Source organism: Stenotrophomonas sp. 24(2023) (assembly GCF_030913365.1).
Taxonomy (GTDB): Bacteria; Pseudomonadota; Gammaproteobacteria; order Xanthomonadales; family Xanthomonadaceae; genus Stenotrophomonas.
The window spans coordinates 1,202,272-1,222,063 of sequence record NZ_CP133160.1 but is presented as its reverse complement, the minus strand read 5'-3'; the positions used below and the strand labels follow the sequence as shown (position 1 = coordinate 1,222,063).

Sequence of the window (19,792 nt, the reverse complement as noted above, 5' to 3'; positions counted from 1 at the left end):
CTCCGCCGCGGGCGGTGATGGATCCGCGCCAACCCAGGTTGGCGCCTACCGGGGGCAACCTTCACCCCGCAGCGCGCAACGCCTGCGGGAGCCGGGGAAGGTACCATTGGGGGTCTGATCCCCGTAACGGTCCCGATTCATGCGTAATCCGCTGATGCTCCTCCCGCTGGCCGTGGCCCTGGCCGCCGGCTGCTCCCAGGAGGCGGCCGCGCCCGCCGCCGCCCCGACCGCCCAGAAGGCCCCCGCCGCGCCCGTGAACGCCGAAAACCGCAGCCACGACGAAAGTTCGTACGCCCAGCCGGACAAGGTCGTCATCAAGGACATCGCCCTGGACCTGAAGCTGGACTTCGACCAGAAGCAGATCGGCGGTACCGCCACCTACACCCTGGAATGGAAGCAGAAGGATGCCCAGCAGCTGGTGCTGGACACCCGCGAGCTGAGCATCGCCAAGGTCGAGGCCATCGGCGCCGACGGCGCGCGCAGCCCGCTGCAGTTCGTGCTGGCCCCGGTGGACAAGGTGTTCGGCAGCAAGCTGACCATCGAGGCCCCGCAGCAGCCGGCCAAGGTGGAAGTGACCTACCACACCGCGCCGACCGCCTCGGGCCTGCAGTGGCTGGCCCCGTCGATGACCGAAGGCAAGAAGCTGCCCTTCATGTTCAGCCAGTCCCAGGCCATCCACGCCCGTTCGTGGGTGCCGCTGCAGGACACCCCGAGCGTGCGCTTCACCTACAGCGCCCACGTGACCTCGCCCAAGGACGTGATGGTGCTGATGAGCGCCGACAACGATCCCAAGGCCGCGCGTGATGGCGACTACCGCTTCACCATGCCGCAGCCGATCCCGTCCTACCTGCTGGCCATCGCTGCCGGCGACCTGGTGTTCCAGCCCATTTCCGGCCGTTCCGGCGTGTGGGCCGAGCCGACCATGGTCGGCAAGGCCGCCAAGGAATTCGAGGACACCGAGAAGATGATCGGTGCCGCCGAGAAGCTGTACGGCCAGTACCGCTGGGGCCGCTACGACATGCTGGTGCTGCCGCCGTCGTTCCCGTTCGGTGGCATGGAAAACCCGCGCCTGACCTTCGCCACCCCGACGGTGATCGTCGGCGACAAGTCGCTGGTTTCGCTGGTCGCCCATGAACTGGCGCACAGCTGGTCGGGCAACCTGGTGACCAACGCCAGCTGGAAGGACATCTGGCTCAACGAAGGCTTCACCACCTACGTGCAGGGCCGCATCACCGAAGCCCTGTACGGCACCGAGATGGCCGAGATGGAAAAGCAGATCGACCAGACCGACCTGCTGGCCGAAGTGAAGGACATGAGCCCGGCCGACCAGGCGCTGGCGCTGCCGCCGCTGAACGAGCGTGACCCCGACGAAGCCCTGAGCCAGGTGGCTTACGTGAAGGGTTCCTGGTTCCTGGAGTTCCTGGAACAGCGCTTCGGCCGCGACACCTTCGACCCGTTCCTGCGTGGCTGGTTCGATGACCATGCCTTCCAGAGCGCCAATACCGACCAGTTCGTCGATTACCTGAAGAAGCACCTGCTGCCGAAGAATCCCAGCGCGGTGACCGAGGCCGAGCTGCACGCGTGGCTGGACGAGCCGGGCATTCCGGCATTCGCGGTGAAGGCCAAGTCGCGCAACTTCAGCAACGTGGACACCGCACGCATCGCCTTCGATACGGCCGGCACGCTGCCCAGCAGCCAGCTCACCGCCGAGTGGAGCACGCAGGAATGGGTGCGCTTCATCGATGGCCTGGGCAAGACCCAGACCAAGGAAAAGCTGGCCCAGCTGGACCGTACCTTCCACTTCACCGGCACCCCCAACGGCGAGATCGCCATGCGCTGGTACCCGCTGGCCATCCGCAGCGGCTACAGCGAAGCCAATGACGCGGCGGCGGCATTCATCGAGCGCGTGGGTCGCCGCAAGCTGATCCTGCCGATCTATGCCGAACTGGTGAAAACCCCCGAAGGCCTGGCCTTCGCCAAGGCGGCCTTCGAGAAGGCCAAGCCGGGCTACCACCCGATCACCACGGTCTCGGTGCAGGACATGCTGGCCAAGGCCGAGGCGGGCAAGTAAGCCTGGCCTGCAGCCCGTGTGCACCGGCAACGGCGGGGAAACCCGCCGTTGCTGTATCCGCCTTCCGCAGCCGATACACTCCGGCTGCAACCTGCCGAGGAATCCTGCAATGAAACGACTGATCCTGCTGACTGCCTGTTCGCTGGCCCTGGCCGCCTGCTCCAACCCGGAAGCCGAGCGCCAGGCGCAGGAACAGGCCGCTGCTGCGGCCAAGGCGCAGAAGGAGGCCAAGGCCGAGGACGTGGGCAGGCAGTACGACAGCGCGGTGGCCGCGCAGGACTGGGAGCGCGCACGCCTGCAGGGCGGGGTGCTGCTGGACCAGTACAAGGACACCGCCGTGGCCGAGCGCATCGCGCCGGGCTTCGATGCGGTCAAGGCCAAGGCCGATGCCGCGCGCGACCTGCGCCGCATGCAGGGCCTGTGGCAGTACAACGAGATTCCGGTGGCCGGCAAGGGCACCCAGGTGTCGGCCTCGCTCTTCAGCAAGCAGCGCGTGGACGTCGATGGCAGCGGCCCCAAGCCGGTGCAGCTGGTGTTCCGCGACCATCCCGAATGGAAGCGCCACGCCTACCTGGTGCTGCAGGCCGGTGATTTCCGTTGCCCGCAGTGCACCGTGAAGGTGAGCGTGGACGGCGGCAAGCCGGTGTCGATGGCCGCCTGGCGGCCGAAGACCGACGAAGCCATCGCCCTGTTCATCACCGACCAGAAGGCCCTGTGGAAGCTGGCCCACCAGGGCAAGTCGATCAGCATCGAGTTCCCGGTGAAGGCCGGTGGTACCCGCACCGCCGAATTCGAGACCGGTGGCGTGGATGTGCGCCGCATGCCCAAGTGGTGGCAGTGATGCCCCCGCGCCCACGGAGGGGCCGATACGGGACGCTGGCGGCGCTGCTGCTGGCGGCCACCACGGCGGTGGCGTCCGAGGCCAGCGACGCCGACGGCGGCGAGGGCCGGCCGTTCCCGATCCATGGCGAACAGGTCCAGCATGCGATTCCTGCCGGTTGGACCCTGGCCTGGATGGATGGCGACCGCAGCGGCAATGGCGAGGTGATGGCCGAATACCTGCCGCCGGGCGAGGATATCCAGCACTGGCGTGGGGGGTATCTGCTGATCCGGCGTTTCCCGGTGCCGGCCGCCGATGTCATGCAGCAGGTGGCCGCCAGTGGCCACAGCCTGATCGAGGTGGGCATCGCCCAGCAGCAACAGAAGGCACGCCAGTTCTGCGCGGGGACGTTCACCCCGACCAGTGCGCGCAGCAACACATTCAATGGCGTCGATTTCGCCGTTGCCGGTGGGTTCTGCGACAAGGTCGGGCCGGCGGCACCGTTCGGCGAGGGCGCGGTGGTGGCGTTCCTGCAGGGCCGCACCTTCGTGCACCAGGTGCAGTACGGCTGGCGTCCGGCCGATGCGTCCGAACAGAAGCGCAACCGGCCCTACCGCATCGACCCGGCCCGGATTGGTGGCTACATGCAGGCCATCACCGCGACCACCCTGTGCGGGGGCGACCAGCAGCCGGCCTGCGTGCCGGCCACCCCGTAGCGCCCCAGCGCCCAGCCTGCACCGCGAGGGTTCCCGCAAGCGGCGCTGCCAGTCGATGCCGGGCGCAGCGCAGTGTATTGTGCGTGGCTGGCGCGCCGGGCGATGTCCGGACGTTCGATCAGGGGTGAGGGCGGGGCGGTTGGGGAACCGCAGCCGGTAGCCAGCGCGACCGGGTCGAGGCGGTATCGCGCGGGGTGACGTTGGCCGGATGTCCGGCGCGTTTACCGCGATGCCGTGCAGCACGTTGATCGGTGTAGCCCGCTCCCAGGCATGGGCGGTGGGCGTCTGTCGTTCCCTTCCTGGATTTTCTTCATGCGCCGAGTTGTGTGGGTGTCGCTGTACCGTCGTCTGTGTCCGATCGCTGCCTTCTTCCTGTTTGGCCTGGTGGCCTTGTCGTTGTCGCGGCTGGGGTTGGCCCTCTGGCACGCCGCGCGGGTCGAGGCAGCCGATGGCTGGGCCACGGTGTTCCTGCAGGGGCTGCGGGTGGACGTGGCGACGCTGTGCCTGCTGTACGGCATCCCTGCCGTGCTGGCGCTGCTGTTGCCGGTCGAGGGGCGGTTGGGCCATGCCTGGCGGCAGCTGCTGCGCGCGTGGTTGATCGTGGCCAGCGTGCTGCTGGTGTTCATGGAGCTGGCCACACCTGGCTTCATGGCCGAGTACGGACTGCGCCCGAACCGCTTGTTCCTGGAATACCTGATCTATCCCGAAGAGGTCGGGATGACGCTGCTGCGCGGTCATCTGCTGGCTGTGGTGATCGAAGTGATGGCGGTGATCGTGCTGTCCTGGGGGCTGCTGCGTGGGTCGCGTCGCTGGGCAACCCGCCTCCCGCCAGGCGCCGCCGAGGCCGGCTGGCTGTGGCGGTTGCCACTGGCCTGTGCGGTGCTGCTGCTGGCGGCCCTGGGCGTACGCTCCAGCTTGGGCCATCGGCCGCTGAACCCGGCGCTGGTCGCGTTCTCGACCGATCCGACCGTCAATGCGTTGCCGTTGAACTCGCTGTACACCGTCGGCCATGCCGCGCGCCAACTGGCGACCCGCAGCGAAACCTCGCGCGTCTACGGCGACCTGCCCCTGGCCGAGGTGGTCAGGGAGCTGCGCGCCAGCAGCGGCCTGCCGGCGTCGGCGTACGTGTCCGGGGCGTTGCCGACCCTGGCCCAGCGCCAGCCGTTCCACCAGGGCGCCCCCCGCAACCTGGTGATCGTGCTGGAAGAAAGCCTGGGCGCGCAGTTCATCGGCAGCCTCGGCGGACGGCCGCTGTCGCCCAATTACGACCGCTTGAGCACACAGGGCTGGGCGTTCGAGCGGCTGTATGCCACCGGCACGCGCTCGGTGCGCGGCATCGAGGCGGTGCTGACCGGGTTCCCACCGACCCCGGCCGAATCGGTGGTGAAGCTGCCTGCCACCCGGCAGCGGTTCTTCACCCTGGCCGACGTGCTGGGCCGGCACGGCTATGACACCGGCTTCTACTACGGCGGCGAGAGCCACTTCGACAACATGCGCGAGTTCTTCCTCGCCAACGGCTTCACCCGCATCGTCGACCGCAAGGACTACCGCACGCCGGCCTTCGTCGGTTCCTGGGGCGCCTCGGACGAGGACCTGTTCGGCCTGGCCGATCAGCACTTCCGCCAGTTGAACGCACAGGGCAAGCCGTTCTTCGGCCTGGTGTTCACCTCCAGCAACCATGATCCGTTCGAATTTCCAGACGGCCGCATCGCCCTTTACGAACAGCCGAAGCAGACCCGCGACAACGCCGCCAAGTACGCCGACTACGCGCTGGGCGCGTTCTTCCACAAGGCGATGGCGTCGCCCTACTGGAAGGACACCGTGTTCCTGGTGGTGGCCGACCATGACTCCCGGGTGTTCGGCAAGAACATGGTGCCGATCGGCAATTTCCATATTCCGGGGCTGATCCTGGGCGGCGGCATCGAGCCGCGCCGCGATGCCCGCATCGTCAGCCAGATCGATCTGGCCCCGACCTTGTTGTCGCTGCTGGGCATTGCCGACCCCACGCCCTTGCTGGGACAGGACCTGACGGACATGCGGCGGCTGCAGCCGGGGCGCGCGCTGATGCAGTACGACCGCAATCTGGCGTGGATGGAGGGCAACGATGTGGCCATCCTGCAGCCGGACAAGCCGGCACAGGGCTTCCGCTACGATCCGGTCAGCGACCAGCTGCAGCCGCAGCCGCTGAGGCCCGAGCTGGCGCGACGTGCGCACGCCCATGCGATGTGGGGCACGCTGGCCTACGAAAAAGAGCTGTACTGCCTGCCGGAGAAAGCCACGCACTGACCCGGAAGGGCAGGGCGGCGATCAGGGGTGATGCCGGCCGTGGGCCGGCCGTGTCGACCGAGGTCGACACCTACCAGAAGCATTTCCCCACACCGCAGGGTCGGGGGGGAAATGCGCGGGCAGTTCGATTACGCGTTCAACGCGTAACCGAACTGCTGCTTGAACTGCTCGTTGAACTCGTCGAAGGTGAAGCGCTGGTTCTGGGTGCCCGGGTGCTCGACCTTCAGCGCGCCCATCAGGTTGCCCATGCGGCCGATGGTCAGCCAGTCGTAGCCCTTCTGGATGCCGAAGATCAGGCCGGCGCGGAAGGCATCGCCGCAGCCGGTCGGGTCGACCACGCGGCGCTCGTGCGCCGGCGGGATGTCGTAGGTCTTTTCCGGGGTGTGGATGACCGCGCCCTTCGGGCCGCGGGTGGTGATGTAGGCCTTCACCCGGCTGACGATTTCCTGCTCGTTCCAGCCGGTGCGTTCCTGCAGCAGGTTGGACTCGTAGTCGTTGACCACCACGTAGTCGGCCTGCTCGATGAATTCGCGCAGCTCCGGGCCGTTGAACAGCGGCATGGCCTGGCCGGGGTCGAAGATGAACGGAATGCCGTCCTCGTGGAACTCCAGGGCGTTCTGGATCATGCCCTCACGGCCGTCCGGGCCGACCAGGCCCAGGGTCACGCCCGGCACGCCGCGCACGTGGTTCTCGTAGGAACGCATCATGGCGCCGGGGTGGAAGGCGGTGATCTGGTTGTTGTCGTGGTCGGTGGTGATGAAGGCCTGAGGGGTGAACAGCTCATCGATCACGCGCACGCGCGACAGGTCGATGCCCAGGCCGTCGAAGTATTCACGGTACGGGCCGAAGTCCGAGCCGACGGTGCCCATCGGGATCGGCTTGCCGCCCAGCAGGTGCAGGTTGTAGGCGATGTTGCCGGCGCAGCCGCCGAACTCGCGGCGCATGCGCGGGACCAGGAACGACACGTTCAGGATGTGCACCTTGTCCGGCAGGATGTGATTCTTGAACTGGTCCGGGAACACCATGATGGTGTCAAAGGCAAGAGAACCACAGATCAGAGCGGACATCGATGTAAGCCTATGCGGTGAATTTTGGGGTGGGCTGGCCCGGTTCCGCGGGCAAGCAAACGGCGCCCTTGGGCGCCCGACGGCGCAAAGGTTACCCGCTGGTGCCGCTCAGGGCCAGAACCGGTGATGCCCGATCGGGCCGAAACGCAGCCAAGTCGCGGGTTCAGCTAGTTTTTTCCTTGCTCGGCGGCAGGCGGGTTGCTAGGCTTGTCGGCCTCGAATTCTGCCCATTTTTTCGCCATCCCGCGGCGGGCACGACACCCCTCAGGACTCCTTCCTCAGATGTTCAAGAAACTGCGTGGCATGTTCTCCAACGACCTGTCCATCGACCTGGGCACGGCCAATACCCTTATTTACGTGCGCGGGCAGGGGATCGTGCTGAACGAGCCGTCGGTCGTGGCCGTGCGCCAGGACCGTGCCATCGGTGGTACCCGCTCGGTGGCAGCCGTCGGCGCCGAGGCCAAGCAGATGCTGGGCCGTACCCCGGGCCATATCACCACCATCCGCCCCATGAAGGACGGCGTCATTGCCGATTTCACCTACACCGAGGCGATGCTCAAGCACTTCATCAAGAAGGTGCACAAGTCCCGCGTGCTGCGCCCGAGCCCGCGCGTGCTGGTCTGCGTGCCGGCCGGCTCGACCCAGGTCGAGCGCCGCGCGATCAAGGAATCGGCCGAGGAAGCCGGTGCCCGTGACGTCTACCTGATCGAGGAGCCGATGGCCGCCGCCATCGGTGCCGGCATGCCGGTCACCGAAGCCCGTGGCTCGATGGTCATCGACATCGGCGGCGGCACCACCGAAGTGGCGGTGATCTCGCTCAACGGCATCGTCTACTCGGCCTCGGTCCGCATCGGCGGTGACCGCTTCGACGAGTCCATCACCAACTACGTGCGCCGCAACCACGGCATGCTGATCGGTGAAGCCACCGCCGAGCGCATCAAGGTCGAGCTGGGCTGCGCCTACCCGCAGGCCGAGGTGCAGGAGCTGGAAATCTCCGGCCGCAACCTCGCCGAGGGCGTGCCGAAGATGATCAAGATCAGCTCCAACGAGGTGCTCGAGGCCCTGCACGAGCCGCTGTCGGGCATCGTCAGCGCGGTCAAGCTGGCCCTGGAACAGACCCCGCCGGAACTGTGCGCCGACGTGGCCGAGCGCGGCATCGTGCTGACCGGTGGCGGCGCCCTGCTGCGCGACCTGGACCGCCTGATTTCCGAGGAAACCGGCCTGCACGTGCAGGTGGCCGATGACCCGCTGACCTGCGTGGCCCGTGGCGGTGGCCGTGCGCTGGAGCTGGTCGACATGCACGGCAACGAGTTCTTTGCGCCGGAATAAGCCGTCCCGGCCGGTCCTGCCCGCAGCGCCCTTCCGGGGTGCGGCCCGTTCGCGCGGGCCGGCACCGGCGGGGCGCCGCCGTGTTTCCCCTTCGCCCTTTTCCAGCTGAAACGTTGCCGTGCCGCCCTACGCCGGTCCTCCTGTAGCCTCCCGATCCGGTGATGCCGCCAGTCCGCTGCGACTGCTCGCCTACCTCGCCCTGGCCATCACCCTGATCGTCCTGGACGACCAGGCCGGCTGGCTGGCGCGCCTGCGCGCGCAGGCCGACACCCTGGTGCAGCCGGTCTGGGCCCTGGCCGGCCTGCCCGGCAAGCTGGGCAGCCAGGTGCGTGACAACGCCGCCAGCCACGGCCAGCTGGTGGCCGAGAACCGCGAACTGCGCAACCAGCTGCTGCTGGCCAACGCCCGCCTGACCCGCCTGCAGACCGCCGCGCTGGACAACGCCCAGCTGCGCGAACTGCTCAACGTGGCCGAGCGCAGCGGCCTGGACGTGCAGCTGGCGCCGATCCTGGACATCGACCTGGATCCGGTGAAGCGCCGCCTGGTGCTCGATGCCGGCAGCCGTGATGGCGTCCACGTCGGCCAGGCCGTCATCGATGCCGGCGGCCTGATGGGGCAGGTGATCAGCGCCACCGGCGGCACCTCCACCGTACTGCTGCTGACCGACCCCGACCATGCCGTGCCGGTGACCGTGGCCCGCAACGGCGTGCGCCTGATCGTCTACGGGCGTGGCGACACCCTGGAGCTGCGCGACATTCCGCTCAGTGCCGGGGTCGAGATCGGCGATGAGATCGTCACCTCCGGCCTGGGCGGGCGCTTCCCGCCGGGCTTCCCGGTCGGCACCATCACCGCGCTGCGCCCGGACGATACCCATGCCTTCCTGGTGGGTGAACTGAAGCCGGCCGCCCAGCTTGACCGCGGGCGTGACGTGCTGCTGCTGCGCCCCGGTGCGGCGATCCGCATTCCGCCCAACCTGCGCCTGGACCCGGATGCCGTGGCGCCCGGTGGCCCGGCCGAGGCCGGTGCACTGCCGGCCGGCACCCCGCCCGCGGCTGCCGGCACGACCCCATCCGCCGCAACGGCCACCCCGCCCGCATCGGCACCGGCCGCACAGGCGGCGCGCGCACGGCCGGCGGCCACGGCGGCGCCACGCCCGGTCGAACCGGCCGCGACTGCACCGGGTGCCAACGACGCGCCGGCTGCCGATCCGGCCGCCGCCCCCACGCCACCGACGCCGGAGACCCAGCGATGAGCCGCCTGCGCGACAACCCCTGGGTGCTGCCGGCCAGCCTGGTGATGGCCCTGCTGCTGGGCCTGCTGCCGCTGCCGGCGCTGCTGCAGCCGCTGCGCCCGTATTGGCTGGCGCTGGTGCTGGCGTACTGGGTCATCGAAGCGCCCGAGCGCGTCGGCCTGGGCATCGCCTTCGCCAGTGGCGTGGTGGCCGACCTGCTGTATGGCGGCGTGCTGGGCGAACAGGCGCTGCGGCTGGTCATGCTGGCCTTCATCCTGCAGCGCTTCCGCGCGCGCATCCGCTTCTTCCCGATGTCCCAGCAGATGTTGGCCATCGGCGGCCTGCTGTTCAACGACCGCATCGTCAGCGCGCTGGTGCACATCGTGGTCGATGAACCGACCCTGCCGTGGTCGTACTGGTGGGCGCCGCTGCTGGGCATGCTGCTGTGGCCGCTGGTGTTCGTGCTGCTGGACGCGCTGCGCTACGGCCGCCGCGGGCGCTGACCATGTTCAACCGTCGCCAGGTCAAGAACCCGCACGCCGAGGTCGAACAGTTCCGGCGCCGTGCCACGCTGGGCTTCCTGGGCGTGCTGGTCTGCCTGCTGGGCCTGGGCGGCTGGTACTTCAAGCTGCAGGTGCTCGACCACGACATCTACGCCACCCGTTCGGACGCCAACCGCATCAAGCCGCGGCCGGTGGTGCCCGGGCGCGGCATGATCTATGACCGCAACGGCCGCCTGCTGGCCGAGAACGTGCCGGCCTTCCGCCTGGACGTGACCCCGGACAAGGTCAAGGACATGGACGCCACCCTGGCCGGGCTGGGCAAGATCATGAGCATCAGCCCGGAGGAGATCGAGGCCTTCTGGAAGGCGCGCAAGGCACGGCGCAGCTTCCTGCCGGTCACCCTGAAACTGCGGGTGAGCGATGAGGAAATGGCCCGCTTCGCGGTGGACCGCTGGCGCTTCCCCGGCGTGGAGCTGGAACCCTACCTGACCCGGCGCTACCCCTATGGCGACCTGTTCGCGCACATCATCGGCTACGTCGGCCGGGTGGACGAGAAAGACCTGGAAATCATCGGCGAAGGCAACGCCGCGCTGACCCACATCGGCAAGTCCGGCCTGGAGCGCTATTACGAGCAGCAGCTGCGCGGCAAGGTCGGCTACGAACAGGTGGAAACCAACGTGCAGGGCCGCGCCATCCGCACCGTCGGCCGTGTCGCCGCGCAGTCCGGCGCCGACCTGCGCCTGTCCATCGATGCCGACCTGCAGCGTGCGATGGTGGCCGCCTTCGGCGACCAGGAAGGCTCGGCGGTGGCGATGGACCCGCGTACCGGTGAAGTGCTGGCGATGGTCAGCCTGCCGTCCTACGATCCCAACCTGTTCGTCAACGGCATTTCCCATGCCGATTTCAAGGCGCTCAACGACAACCCCTCGCGGCCACAGTTCAACCGCCTGGTGCTGGGCGGCGTGGCCCCCGGTTCCACGCTCAAGCCGCTGATCGCGCTGGCCGGCCTGGATGCCGGCGTGCGCCGGCCGGAAGACAAGATCCTGTCCACGGGCATGTTCTACCTGCCCGGCACCAGCCGTGGCTGGGGTGATGCCAACCGCGGCGGCCATGGCTGGACCGACCTGCGCAAGTCGATCGCCCAGTCGGTGAACACCTATTACTACCGGCTGGCGTTGGACCTGGGCATCGAGCGCTTCGACCACTACATGGGCTACTACGGGTTCGGCGAACCGACCGGCATCGACCTGACCGGCGAGATCGGCGGCATCCTGCCCTCGCCAGCCTACAAGCGCAAAAGCCGCAAGGAAGCCTGGTACCCGGGCGACACGGTGAACATCAGCATCGGCCAGGGTGACTGGAAGGTCACCCCGCTGCAGCTGGTGCGCGGGGTGAGCGGTCTGGCCAGCGGGCAGCTGCACACGCCGCACCTGGTGATCCAGCAGCGCGAGGGGTTTGATCGCGGCTGGACCGGCGTGCCCGCCGGCGAGAGCAAGCCGGTCAGCCCCAGCGCCAGCAACGTGCAGGCCGTGCGCGAAGGCATGATGGCCACGATGCAGCCCGGCGGCAGCGGCTGGCGCGTGGCCGCCGGGGCGCCGTACCTGATGGCCGGCAAGACCGGTACCGCGCAGGTGATCAGCCGCCGTGGCACGGCAGCGGTCAATCCCAAGAGCCTGCCGATGCACCTGCGCCACCGCGCGCTGTTCGTCGGCTTCGCGCCGGCCGAGCAGCCGGTGATCGCGCTGGCCATCGCCGTGGAAGGCGGTGGTTACGGTGGCTCGGCGGCGGCACCGATCGCCCGCAAGGTCTTCGATGCGTGGCTGCTGGGCAAGATGCCCGACGGCATGCAGTCGCTGGACAGCGAGCGCGGCACCACGGCCATCGGCGCCACCGCGTTCGACAATGAAGACCCGGGCGCGCGCAAGGCGGGCGATGAGGCCGCCGCGCACCTGGTGGATCTGCCGGTGCAGATCGGCCTGCCGCTGGCGCCGGCGCCCGCCCCGGGTGCCCCGGCCACGCCGCCGGCGGCCGCACTGCCGCCACCTGCCGCCCCTGCGCGGGCCAGCGGAGCATCACGATGAAGGTTTTCCTGCGCTGGGTTGGCGATCTGCTGCGGCGCTTCTTCAGCACCCTGGACTGGGTGCTGTGCCTGGCGCTGGGCGCCCTGATGGTGATCGGCCTGGCCACGCTCAAAAGCGCAGGCGGCGACAGCCTGGTGATGGCCCAGGGCGCGCGTTTCGCGGTGGGCCTGGCGGCGCTGTGGGGCATTTCGCGGGTGCCGATCCTGCGCATCCGCTCGGCCACCCCGCTCATCTATGCGATCTCGATGATCCCGCTGCTGGCGGTGTTCGTGCTGGGCACCGGCAAGTACGGGCGGCAATGGCTGGACCTGAAGCTGTTCTACCTGCAGCCGGCCGAACTGCTCAAGGTCAGCCTGCCGATGATGGTGGCCTGGTACCTGCACCGCATGCCGCTGCCGCCGCGCATCAGCACGGTGCTGACCGCCCTGGTCATCATCGGCGTACCGACCGGGCTGGTGATGCTGCAGCCGGACTTCGGTACCGGCGTGCTGATCGCCGCCAGCGGCGTGTTCGTGCTGCTGCTGGCCGGCCTGCCCTGGTGGTGGGTGGGGCTGGGCGTGGGGGGTGTCACCGCGATGGCGCCGGTGGCGTGGTTCTGGCTGCTGCGGCCCTACCAGAAGGACCGCATCATGATGTTCCTCGACCCGGAAATGGATGCGCGCGGGGCGGGCTGGAACATCATCCAGTCCAAGATCGCGATCGGCTCGGGTGGGATGAGTGGCAAGGGCTGGGGCGAGGGCTCGCAGTCGCACCTGAACTTCATTCCCGAGCAGACCACCGATTTCGCCTTCTCGGTGTTCAGCGAGGACTTCGGCTGGATCGGCGTGGCGGTGGTGATGACCCTGTACCTGGTGGTGATCGGCCGCTGCCTGTACATCGCCAGCCAGTCACGCGATTCCTATTCGCGCCTGCTGGCCGGCGCGACCGGGCTGGCGTTCTTCGTGTACGTGCTGGTCAACGGCGGCATGATTTCCGGTGTGCTGCCGGTGGTGGGCGTGCCGATGCCGCTGATCAGCTACGGCGGCACCTCGGCGGTCTCCCTGCTGGCCGGGTTCGGGCTGGTGATGGCGGTGCGCAGCCACAATCCGGTGCATGGCGGTTACGGGTAGCGGTTGCCCGCTGGCGCGCGTACCGGATAGGCATCCCCGCCATCCGGGGCATCCCATCCCCGCCTGACAGCTTCACGCAAGCGCGGGTTGCTACCGTGCCCGGCGTGGAATGGAAACGACTCCTGGGGCACTGCCACGGCGCGGTGCGCACGCTCGACCTGCCGTTGCTGGTCGCGTTGCTGATCCTGATGGCTGCCGGTCTGGCCGTGCTGTACAGCGTGGATGGCCCGGTGCGCGGGCAGGCGCTGCGCTTTGGCGGCGGGCTGGTGGCGATGGGAGTGCTGTCGCGGGTGTCGCTGGTGCGGCTGCGTGCGTGGACGCCCTGGCTGTATGCCGCCTCGATGCTGCCGCTGCTGGCGGTGTACGTGGTGGGCACCGGCAAGTACGGCCAGCGCTGGCTGAACCTGGGCGTGTTCTACCTGCAGCCCTCGGAACTGCTCAAGCTCAGCCTGCCGTTGATGATTGCCTGGTACCTGCACCAGCGGCCGCTGCCGCCCTCGCCGCGCACGGTACTGGTATCGGCACTGCTGATCGGGGTGCCGGCGCTGCTGATCCTGCTGCAGCCCAACCTGGGCACGGCCACGCTGGTGACCGCCAGCGGGGTGTTCGCGCTGCTGCTGGCCGGCCTGCACTGGGGCTGGGTGGGCACGGGCGCGGCAGGGCTGGCGGTGGCGGCGCCGCTGGCGTGGTTCGGGCTGCTGCGGCAGTACCAGAAGGACCGTGTGCTGACCTTCCTGGATCCGGCCGCCGATCCACTGGGTACCGGCTGGAACATCCTGCAGTCGCGCATCGCCATTGGTTCCGGTGGCTGGCAGGGGCGCGGCTGGGGCAACGGTACCCAGGCCACGCTGGATTTCCTGCCCGAGTACACCACCGATTTCGCGTTCTCGGTGCTGGCCGAGGAATTCGGCTGGATCGGCGTGGTCACCGTGCTGGCGCTGTACCTGTTCGTGGTCGGGCGCTGCCTGTGGATCGCCAGCCGTGCCCGCGACACCCATGCGCGCCTGCTGGCCGGCAGCCTGGGCCTGGCGTTCTTCGTCTACGTGCTGGTCAATGGCGGGATGATTTCCGGCGTGCTGCCGGTGGTGGGCATCCCCATGCCGCTGATCAGCTATGGCGGCACCTCGGCGGTGTCATTGCTGGCCGGCATCGGCCTGGTGATGGCGGTGCGCCAGCATCACCCGGTGCATGGCGGGGGCGGGTGAGCGCCGGCGGGCATCGTTCCGGATGAAACCGTTTGCAAACGAATGTTTCAAAAAAAGTGAGTTCCAGTTCACATTTCAATCGAATGTGTTGATTCGAATCAATGGACATGACGCAAACGGCCTGCAAAATGGCGCCCGTCCGGCTCTGCGCGCAGCCCAGGCAGCGCGAAGGGGGCGCCGGACAGCTTGCAGTACAGGTCCAGCAGGACCGGTTGCGGCGTACTGCCACTGGGGAGTGGCGGCCGTACCGGTTCCACCGGATCCGGTGGCCGGTTGCGCCTGCGGGGATGGGGGCGCAACCGGCACCCTCTGCCTGAATGGGGAAGGGCGATCACCTGCCTTTCACATTTCCGGCTGCTGGCAAGCAAATCGTTGTGATTCATGGTGTTAGGGGTTTTAATTCATCCATGACCTGCTAACCTGCGACGATGATTCGACGCACTCTGGCCTGCATGCTCACCCTCGGTCTGGTCGCCTGCGCGACCCAGCCGACGTCTCCGCCCTCATCGCCGCAGGCCAGCAGCACGCCGCGCGAGCCGTCCAGCCGCCACAAGGGCCCGGCCGAAGCCGCGCCGGAAGCCGCCGCCGCCACGGCCGCGCCGGTGGACCTCACGCCGGTCCCGTTCGAGACGGCCCGCGCCCGTTTCGTTGCCGATACCGCCAAGCGCTATGGCCTGCAGCCCGATGCGATCAGCCGCGTGCTCGACCAGGCGCAGGTGCGCCAGCCGATCATCGCCGCCATGTCGCGCCCGGCTGAGCGGGTCAAGCCGTGGAACGAATACCGCCCGATGTTCATCAGCAAGGCGCGCATCGATGGTGGCCGCGCGTTCCTGGCCGAGCACCGTGCCGAGCTGGAGCGGGTGCAGCAGCGCACCGGTGTGCCGGCCGAGGTGATCGTGGCGATCATCGGGGTGGAAACCAGCTATGGGAAGAATGCCGGCAGTCACCGCGTGCTCGATGCGCTGTACACGCTGGCCTTCTATTACCCGCGCAGCGGCGACCCGGGCAAGCTCGAGCGCGAAGTGCGCCGGGAACTGTATTTCCGCGATGAACTGGCCAAGCTGTTCGAACTGGGCCGCGAGGAAAACCTGGACATCACCACGCTCAAGGGCAGCTATGCCGGTGCGATGGGCATGGGCCAGTTCATGCCGTCCAGCTACCTGGACTACGCCGTGGACGGCAACGGTGATGGCCGCCGCGACCTGTTCAACAGCTACGACGACGTGTTCTCGTCCATCGCCAACTACTTCGTGAAGAAGGGCGGCTGGGTGCGCGGTGGCCAGGTGGCGGTGCCGGCAACGCTGGCCGCTGGCCGTGAGGAATTCAACCCGACCGAATGGACCCCGCGCTGGAGCCTGGCCGAGCTGGCCGCGCGCGGTTACCAGCCCGGCGCAGCGGTGCAGCCGGGAGTCACCGCAACGCCGGTCACGCTCGAAGGCAGCACCGGCAAGCAGTACTGGCTGGGCTTCCAGAACTACTACGCCATCACCCGCTACAACATTTCCAAGATGTACGCGATGGCGGTGTTCCAGCTGTCGCAGGCCATCACCGGACAGGAGCTGCCGCCGGCATGAACATGAAATGGCTGGTCCCGGGACTGATCATCCTCGCGCTGGCCGCCTGCAGCAGCGCACCGAGCAAATCCGGCAAGGCCGGCACCGGCAAGCCGGTGGGCACGGTGGTGCACGGCAAGGGCGGGCGTCCGGCGCATTGCCCCGACGGCTCTCCCTATGCAGCAGCCAAGGAAGACCCGAACACGCGCGGCAACTACACCGCCGGCGGCCTGTACCGCCCCGGGGTGAAGGACAGCACGCCCGACTACATCCCCAACGTGGCCTGCATTCCCGAGCCGCTGGTCACCAGCGAGGCGCGTTCGGCGATCGGCAACAAGACCCCTTACGTGGTGCTGGGCAAGGAATACAAGGTCCTGGATGACACCCGCAACTATGTCGAGCGCGGCACGGCGTCGTACTACGGTGCCAAGTTCCATGGCCGCCTGACCTCCAACCGCGAGGTCTATGACATGTACCAGTTCACCGCCGCGCACAAGACCCTGCCGCTGCCGAGCTTTGCCCGGGTGACCAACCTGGACAACGGCGAATCGGTGATCGTGCGCGTCAACGACCGCGGCCCGTTCCACGATGGCCGCGTGGTGGACCTGAGCTACGCCGCCGCCGTGCGCCTGGGCATCACCCAGCGCGGCACCGGCAACGTGGAAGTGCGCGCGCTGCAGCCTGGCGATGACAACCTGCTGGCCGGTGGCTCGCGCCGTGAGCGCCGGGCGGCGGCCGCAGCGGCGGCCACCGTGGCCGCTGCACGGCCGGCACCTGCGCCGTCACGCCCGTCGTCCAGCAACATGGACCAGCTGGTCCAGCGCCTGCCCGACCGCACCGTGGCCGCTGCCCCGGTGCGCGGAACCCCGGCCACCACCCAGGCCGCCAGCAGTGACCTGCCCGAGGTCGCCGTGGCCGAACTGCCGGCTGCTGCGCCGGTGCGCAGTGCGCCGCCGGTGGTGGCGGCCACGCCGCGCCCGCCGGTCGCCGCCGTGGCCAGCACCGCGCCGCGGCCCGACCCGAGCCTGCCGCAGCAGGTGCTGGGCGCGGTCATGCTGCAGGTGGCCAGCTTCGCCAGCCGCGAAAACGCCACCCGCGCGCTGGGCCAGCTCAATGCCGCCGGCATCGTCAACGCGACCATCAGTGACATCGCCGCCGGGGGACGAACCCTGTGGCGCCTGCGCGTGCCGGCCAGCGACCATGCCACGGCCACGGAACTTGCCGGCCGTATCGCCGGTCTTGGCCTGGGGTCGCCGCAGATCGTGAAGGACTGACCGGTCAATCGCCCGGGTCGGCCACGCCGGCCCGGCAGCCACGGCCTACAATGGCCGACGTTCCACCGTCGTACCCCTCTTTTCCGCTCGTCCCTGGAGCCCGCTGTCCCATGAATTTCCGTTCCGCCGCCACCGCGCTGGCCGCCACCCTGGTGGTGGGCCTGGCTTCCGCCCAGACGCCGCTGCCGACGCCTGCCGCCCCGACGCCTGCCGCCGCTGCCGCGCCGGCAACCGTGGCCATCCCGCCGGCACCGGTGCCGAGCGTGTCCAAGGCCTGGGTCCTGATGGACTACGCCACCGGCCAGGTGCTGGCAGGCGAGAACATCCACGTGCAGCTGGCCCCGGCCAGCATCACCAAGGTGATGACCTCGTACGTGATGGCGGCCGAGGTCAAGAACGGCAAGGTGCGCCCGGATGACCAGGTGATGATGAGCGAGCGCGCCTGGCGCGAAGGCGGCGCCGGCACCGACGGCAGCTACAGCGGTTTCCCGGTGAACCAGACCGCGCGCCTGGAAGACATGGAAAAGGGCATGGCCATCCAGTCGGGCAACGACGCGGCCATCGCCCTGGCCGAGCACGTGGCCGGCAGCGAAGAAGCGTTCGCTTCGCTGATGAACAGCTACGCCGCCAAGATCGGCATGAAGGATTCGCACTTCGTCAACGCCCACGGCCTGAGCGCCGAAGGCCACCACAGCACCGCCTATGACCTGGCGCTGCTGGGCCGGGCAATGGTGCGCGATTACCCGGAAACCTACGCATACAACAAGATCAAGGAATTCACGGTCGGCAACATCAAGCAGCCCAACCGCAACCTGCTGCTGTGGCGCGACGGCAGCGTGGACGGCATCAAGACCGGCCACACCTCCGAAGCCGGCTACTGCCTGCTCAGTTCGGCCCAGCGCGGTGACCAGCGCCTGATCGCCGTGGTGCTGGGCGGCGCATCGGAAAAGCAGCGCGCCGATGACAGCCTGGCCCTGCTCAACTGGGGTTTCCGCTTCTACGAAACCCACCGCATGTACGAGCCGGGCAAGGCCGTGGCCGAGCACAAGGTGTGGAAGGGCACCAGTGACAAGGTGCAGCTGGGCGTGGCGCAGCCGATGCTGGTGAGCGTGCCGCGCGGCCGCTACAACGACCTCAAGCCGAGCATCGACGTGCCCAAGACCCTGGAAGCACCGTTCACCGCCGGCCAGCAGGTCGGTACGCTGAAGGTCACCCTGGATGGCAAGGTGGTGGCCCAGGCCCCGCTGGTGGCCGTGGCTGCCGTCGAACAGGCGGGCTTCTTCAAGCGCCTGTGGGACAGCTTCTGGATGTGGTGGGAATCGGAATGATCCACGCCCCGGCGTGGTGAACGGAAAAAGGCCGGCGCACGCCGGCCTTTTTCGTGGGAGGGCGCCGGGCAGTGCCCGGTGGGCCGCAGCCCGGATTACAGCGAACGGCTGATGGTGAAGCTGCCGAACACCGGCGCCTGCTGCTGGCCGTAGAACTCGCGGGTGCTGTGGTAGCGCGCCACGGCGAACTTCCAGCGGCCGTACATCACCGCCACGCCATAGCCGCCGGTGGCGACCACGTGGCGCTTGTCCACGCTGTGGCTGTTGCGGAACGTGTTGCCATCCAGAGTGATGTCGCGCAGCACCCAGGCCGCGTCGGTGGTGGCGAACAGGTGCCAGGACCAGCCACTGGCACGACCGCCACGGCTGGGGGCGGTGTTTTCCCCTGCCGGGCGCAGCGGCGTGCTGCCGAAATCGTCCGGCAGTTTCCAGCCGAAGCGCACTTCGCCGCCGGCATTGGCGTGGGTCTGGAAGTTGCCCAGCGCGCCGCCGTAATGGCTGATGGCATCCCAGCCCCAGCCCTGCGCGTTGACGCTGGCGTCGGCCGGCCAGCGACGCATGCGTTCGTGGGTCAGCATGAACACCGGTTCATTGTGCAGCTGGTTGTCCCAGCCTTCGAATTTCTTGTCGCCCAGCACGTCGTGCACGGCCTGCTGCACCTGCTTGCCCAGCGCCCAGGGACCGACCACGCCCAGCCCCAGCTGGGTGGTCTGCAGGCGGTCGCCGCTGCGGGCGTTGAAGCCGAAGCTGGCCATCAGCACCGCGGCATAGGGGCGGTCATCCGGGATCAGGTCCCGGCGGCTGCCATCGGTGGGGGTGTACAGGCCCTGGCCGACGGTGAAGATCATGTTCTGCTGCTCGTACCGGCCCGGATGCAGCGCCTCCAGGTGGCTGTTGACCCAGCGCGCCAGCCGCGGCAGGCAGGGGTCGTCGGTGTAGTCGACCAGGTTGGGCGAGACCAGGGTCAGCAGTGCACCGCTGGTGTACCCCTGGTCCTGGTGGCGGCCACCGAACAGGTCATTGTCCACCCGGATGTTGATCTGGGGCGGGGTGTCGCGCATGGCATCGGCAGGGCACTGTTCGGCCGCCTGCGCAGGGGCGGCGGCCATGGCCAGCAGGCCGGCCAGGGCAGAGGGCAGGGCAAGGGACTTCAACATGGGGATCCGGCAGTCGTTTCGATCGTTTTAGTCGCGTACAGGGTAGTGACGGCGTGAGGCTG

15 protein-coding genes are annotated in these 19,792 nt (G+C 68.5%); 13 read left to right on the top strand and 2 right to left on the bottom strand.

The window, feature by feature from the left end:
• Positions 1-139 precede the first annotated feature (139 nt).
• From Q9R17_RS05365 to Q9R17_RS05350, 4 genes are all read left to right on the top strand, one after another.
• Positions 140-2,071 carry a M1 family metallopeptidase gene (locus Q9R17_RS05365; protein ID WP_308157404.1) on the top strand — a complete coding sequence of 644 codons (1,932 nt, stop codon included), beginning with the start codon at positions 140-142 and terminating at the stop codon, positions 2,069-2,071.
• A 109-nt stretch (positions 2,072-2,180) separates the two neighbouring features.
• The gene (locus Q9R17_RS05360; RefSeq protein WP_308157403.1) at positions 2,181-2,912 is read left to right on the top strand and encodes a hypothetical protein; all 732 of its coding nucleotides are present in this window, start codon (positions 2,181-2,183) and stop codon (positions 2,910-2,912) included.
• Positions 2,912-3,607 carry a hypothetical protein gene (locus Q9R17_RS05355; protein ID WP_308157402.1) on the top strand — a complete coding sequence of 232 codons (696 nt, stop codon included), beginning with the start codon at positions 2,912-2,914 and terminating at the stop codon, positions 3,605-3,607. The genes Q9R17_RS05360 and Q9R17_RS05355 overlap by 1 nt, the downstream gene beginning before the upstream one ends.
• 312 nt (positions 3,608-3,919) lie before the next feature.
• Positions 3,920-5,893 (top strand): LTA synthase family protein, encoded by a 1,974-nt coding sequence (locus tag Q9R17_RS05350; protein ID WP_308157401.1) that lies wholly within the window; start codon positions 3,920-3,922, stop codon positions 5,891-5,893.
• A gap of 128 nt (positions 5,894-6,021) precedes the next feature.
• Here the strand turns inward: Q9R17_RS05350 and Q9R17_RS05345 are convergent, their stop codons facing one another.
• The gene (locus Q9R17_RS05345; protein ID WP_308157400.1) at positions 6,022-6,960 is read right to left on the bottom strand and encodes a carbohydrate kinase family protein; all 939 of its coding nucleotides are present in this window, start codon (positions 6,958-6,960) and stop codon (positions 6,022-6,024) included.
• A 282-nt stretch (positions 6,961-7,242) separates the two neighbouring features.
• Here Q9R17_RS05345 and Q9R17_RS05340 point away from each other — a divergent pair, with 282 nt between their 5' ends.
• From Q9R17_RS05340 to Q9R17_RS05300, 9 genes are all read left to right on the top strand, one after another.
• The gene (locus Q9R17_RS05340) at positions 7,243-8,289 is read left to right on the top strand and encodes a rod shape-determining protein (RefSeq protein WP_005411077.1); all 1,047 of its coding nucleotides are present in this window, start codon (positions 7,243-7,245) and stop codon (positions 8,287-8,289) included.
• A gap of 118 nt (positions 8,290-8,407) precedes the next feature.
• On the top strand, positions 8,408-9,541 hold the full coding sequence (gene mreC, locus Q9R17_RS05335) for a rod shape-determining protein MreC (RefSeq protein WP_308157399.1): 1,134 nt from the start codon (positions 8,408-8,410) through the stop codon (positions 9,539-9,541).
• Positions 9,538-10,023 (top strand): rod shape-determining protein MreD, encoded by a 486-nt coding sequence (gene mreD / locus Q9R17_RS05330; protein WP_308157398.1) that lies wholly within the window; start codon positions 9,538-9,540, stop codon positions 10,021-10,023. The genes mreC and mreD overlap by 4 nt, the downstream gene beginning before the upstream one ends.
• Positions 10,024-10,025: 2 nt before the next feature.
• Complete coding sequence (gene mrdA, locus Q9R17_RS05325; RefSeq protein ID WP_308157397.1) at positions 10,026-12,104, top strand: penicillin-binding protein 2; 2,079 nt, start codon at positions 10,026-10,028, stop codon at positions 12,102-12,104.
• The gene (gene rodA / locus Q9R17_RS05320; protein WP_308157396.1) at positions 12,101-13,213 is read left to right on the top strand and encodes a rod shape-determining protein RodA; all 1,113 of its coding nucleotides are present in this window, start codon (positions 12,101-12,103) and stop codon (positions 13,211-13,213) included. Before mrdA ends, rodA (Q9R17_RS05320) begins: the two co-directional genes overlap by 4 nt.
• 104 nt (positions 13,214-13,317) lie before the next feature.
• A complete protein-coding gene (gene rodA / locus Q9R17_RS05315; protein WP_308157395.1) occupies positions 13,318-14,418 on the top strand; it encodes a rod shape-determining protein RodA in 1,101 nt (366 codons plus the stop codon).
• A 428-nt stretch (positions 14,419-14,846) separates the two neighbouring features.
• On the top strand, positions 14,847-15,992 hold the full coding sequence (gene mltB, locus Q9R17_RS05310; RefSeq protein WP_308157394.1) for a lytic murein transglycosylase B: 1,146 nt from the start codon (positions 14,847-14,849) through the stop codon (positions 15,990-15,992).
• Positions 15,989-17,245, top strand: coding sequence for a septal ring lytic transglycosylase RlpA family protein (locus Q9R17_RS05305; protein WP_308157393.1), 1,257 nt, complete (start codon positions 15,989-15,991; stop codon positions 17,243-17,245). Before mltB ends, Q9R17_RS05305 begins: the two co-directional genes overlap by 4 nt.
• Before the next feature lie 110 nt (positions 17,246-17,355).
• On the top strand, positions 17,356-18,573 hold the full coding sequence (locus Q9R17_RS05300; protein ID WP_308157392.1) for a D-alanyl-D-alanine carboxypeptidase family protein: 1,218 nt from the start codon (positions 17,356-17,358) through the stop codon (positions 18,571-18,573).
• A 95-nt stretch (positions 18,574-18,668) separates the two neighbouring features.
• Here Q9R17_RS05300 and Q9R17_RS05295 read toward each other — a convergent pair whose 3' ends face one another.
• Positions 18,669-19,730 (bottom strand): lipid A deacylase LpxR family protein, encoded by a 1,062-nt coding sequence (locus Q9R17_RS05295; RefSeq protein ID WP_308157391.1) that lies wholly within the window; start codon positions 19,728-19,730, stop codon positions 18,669-18,671.
• Positions 19,731-19,792: the final 62 nt, after the last annotated feature.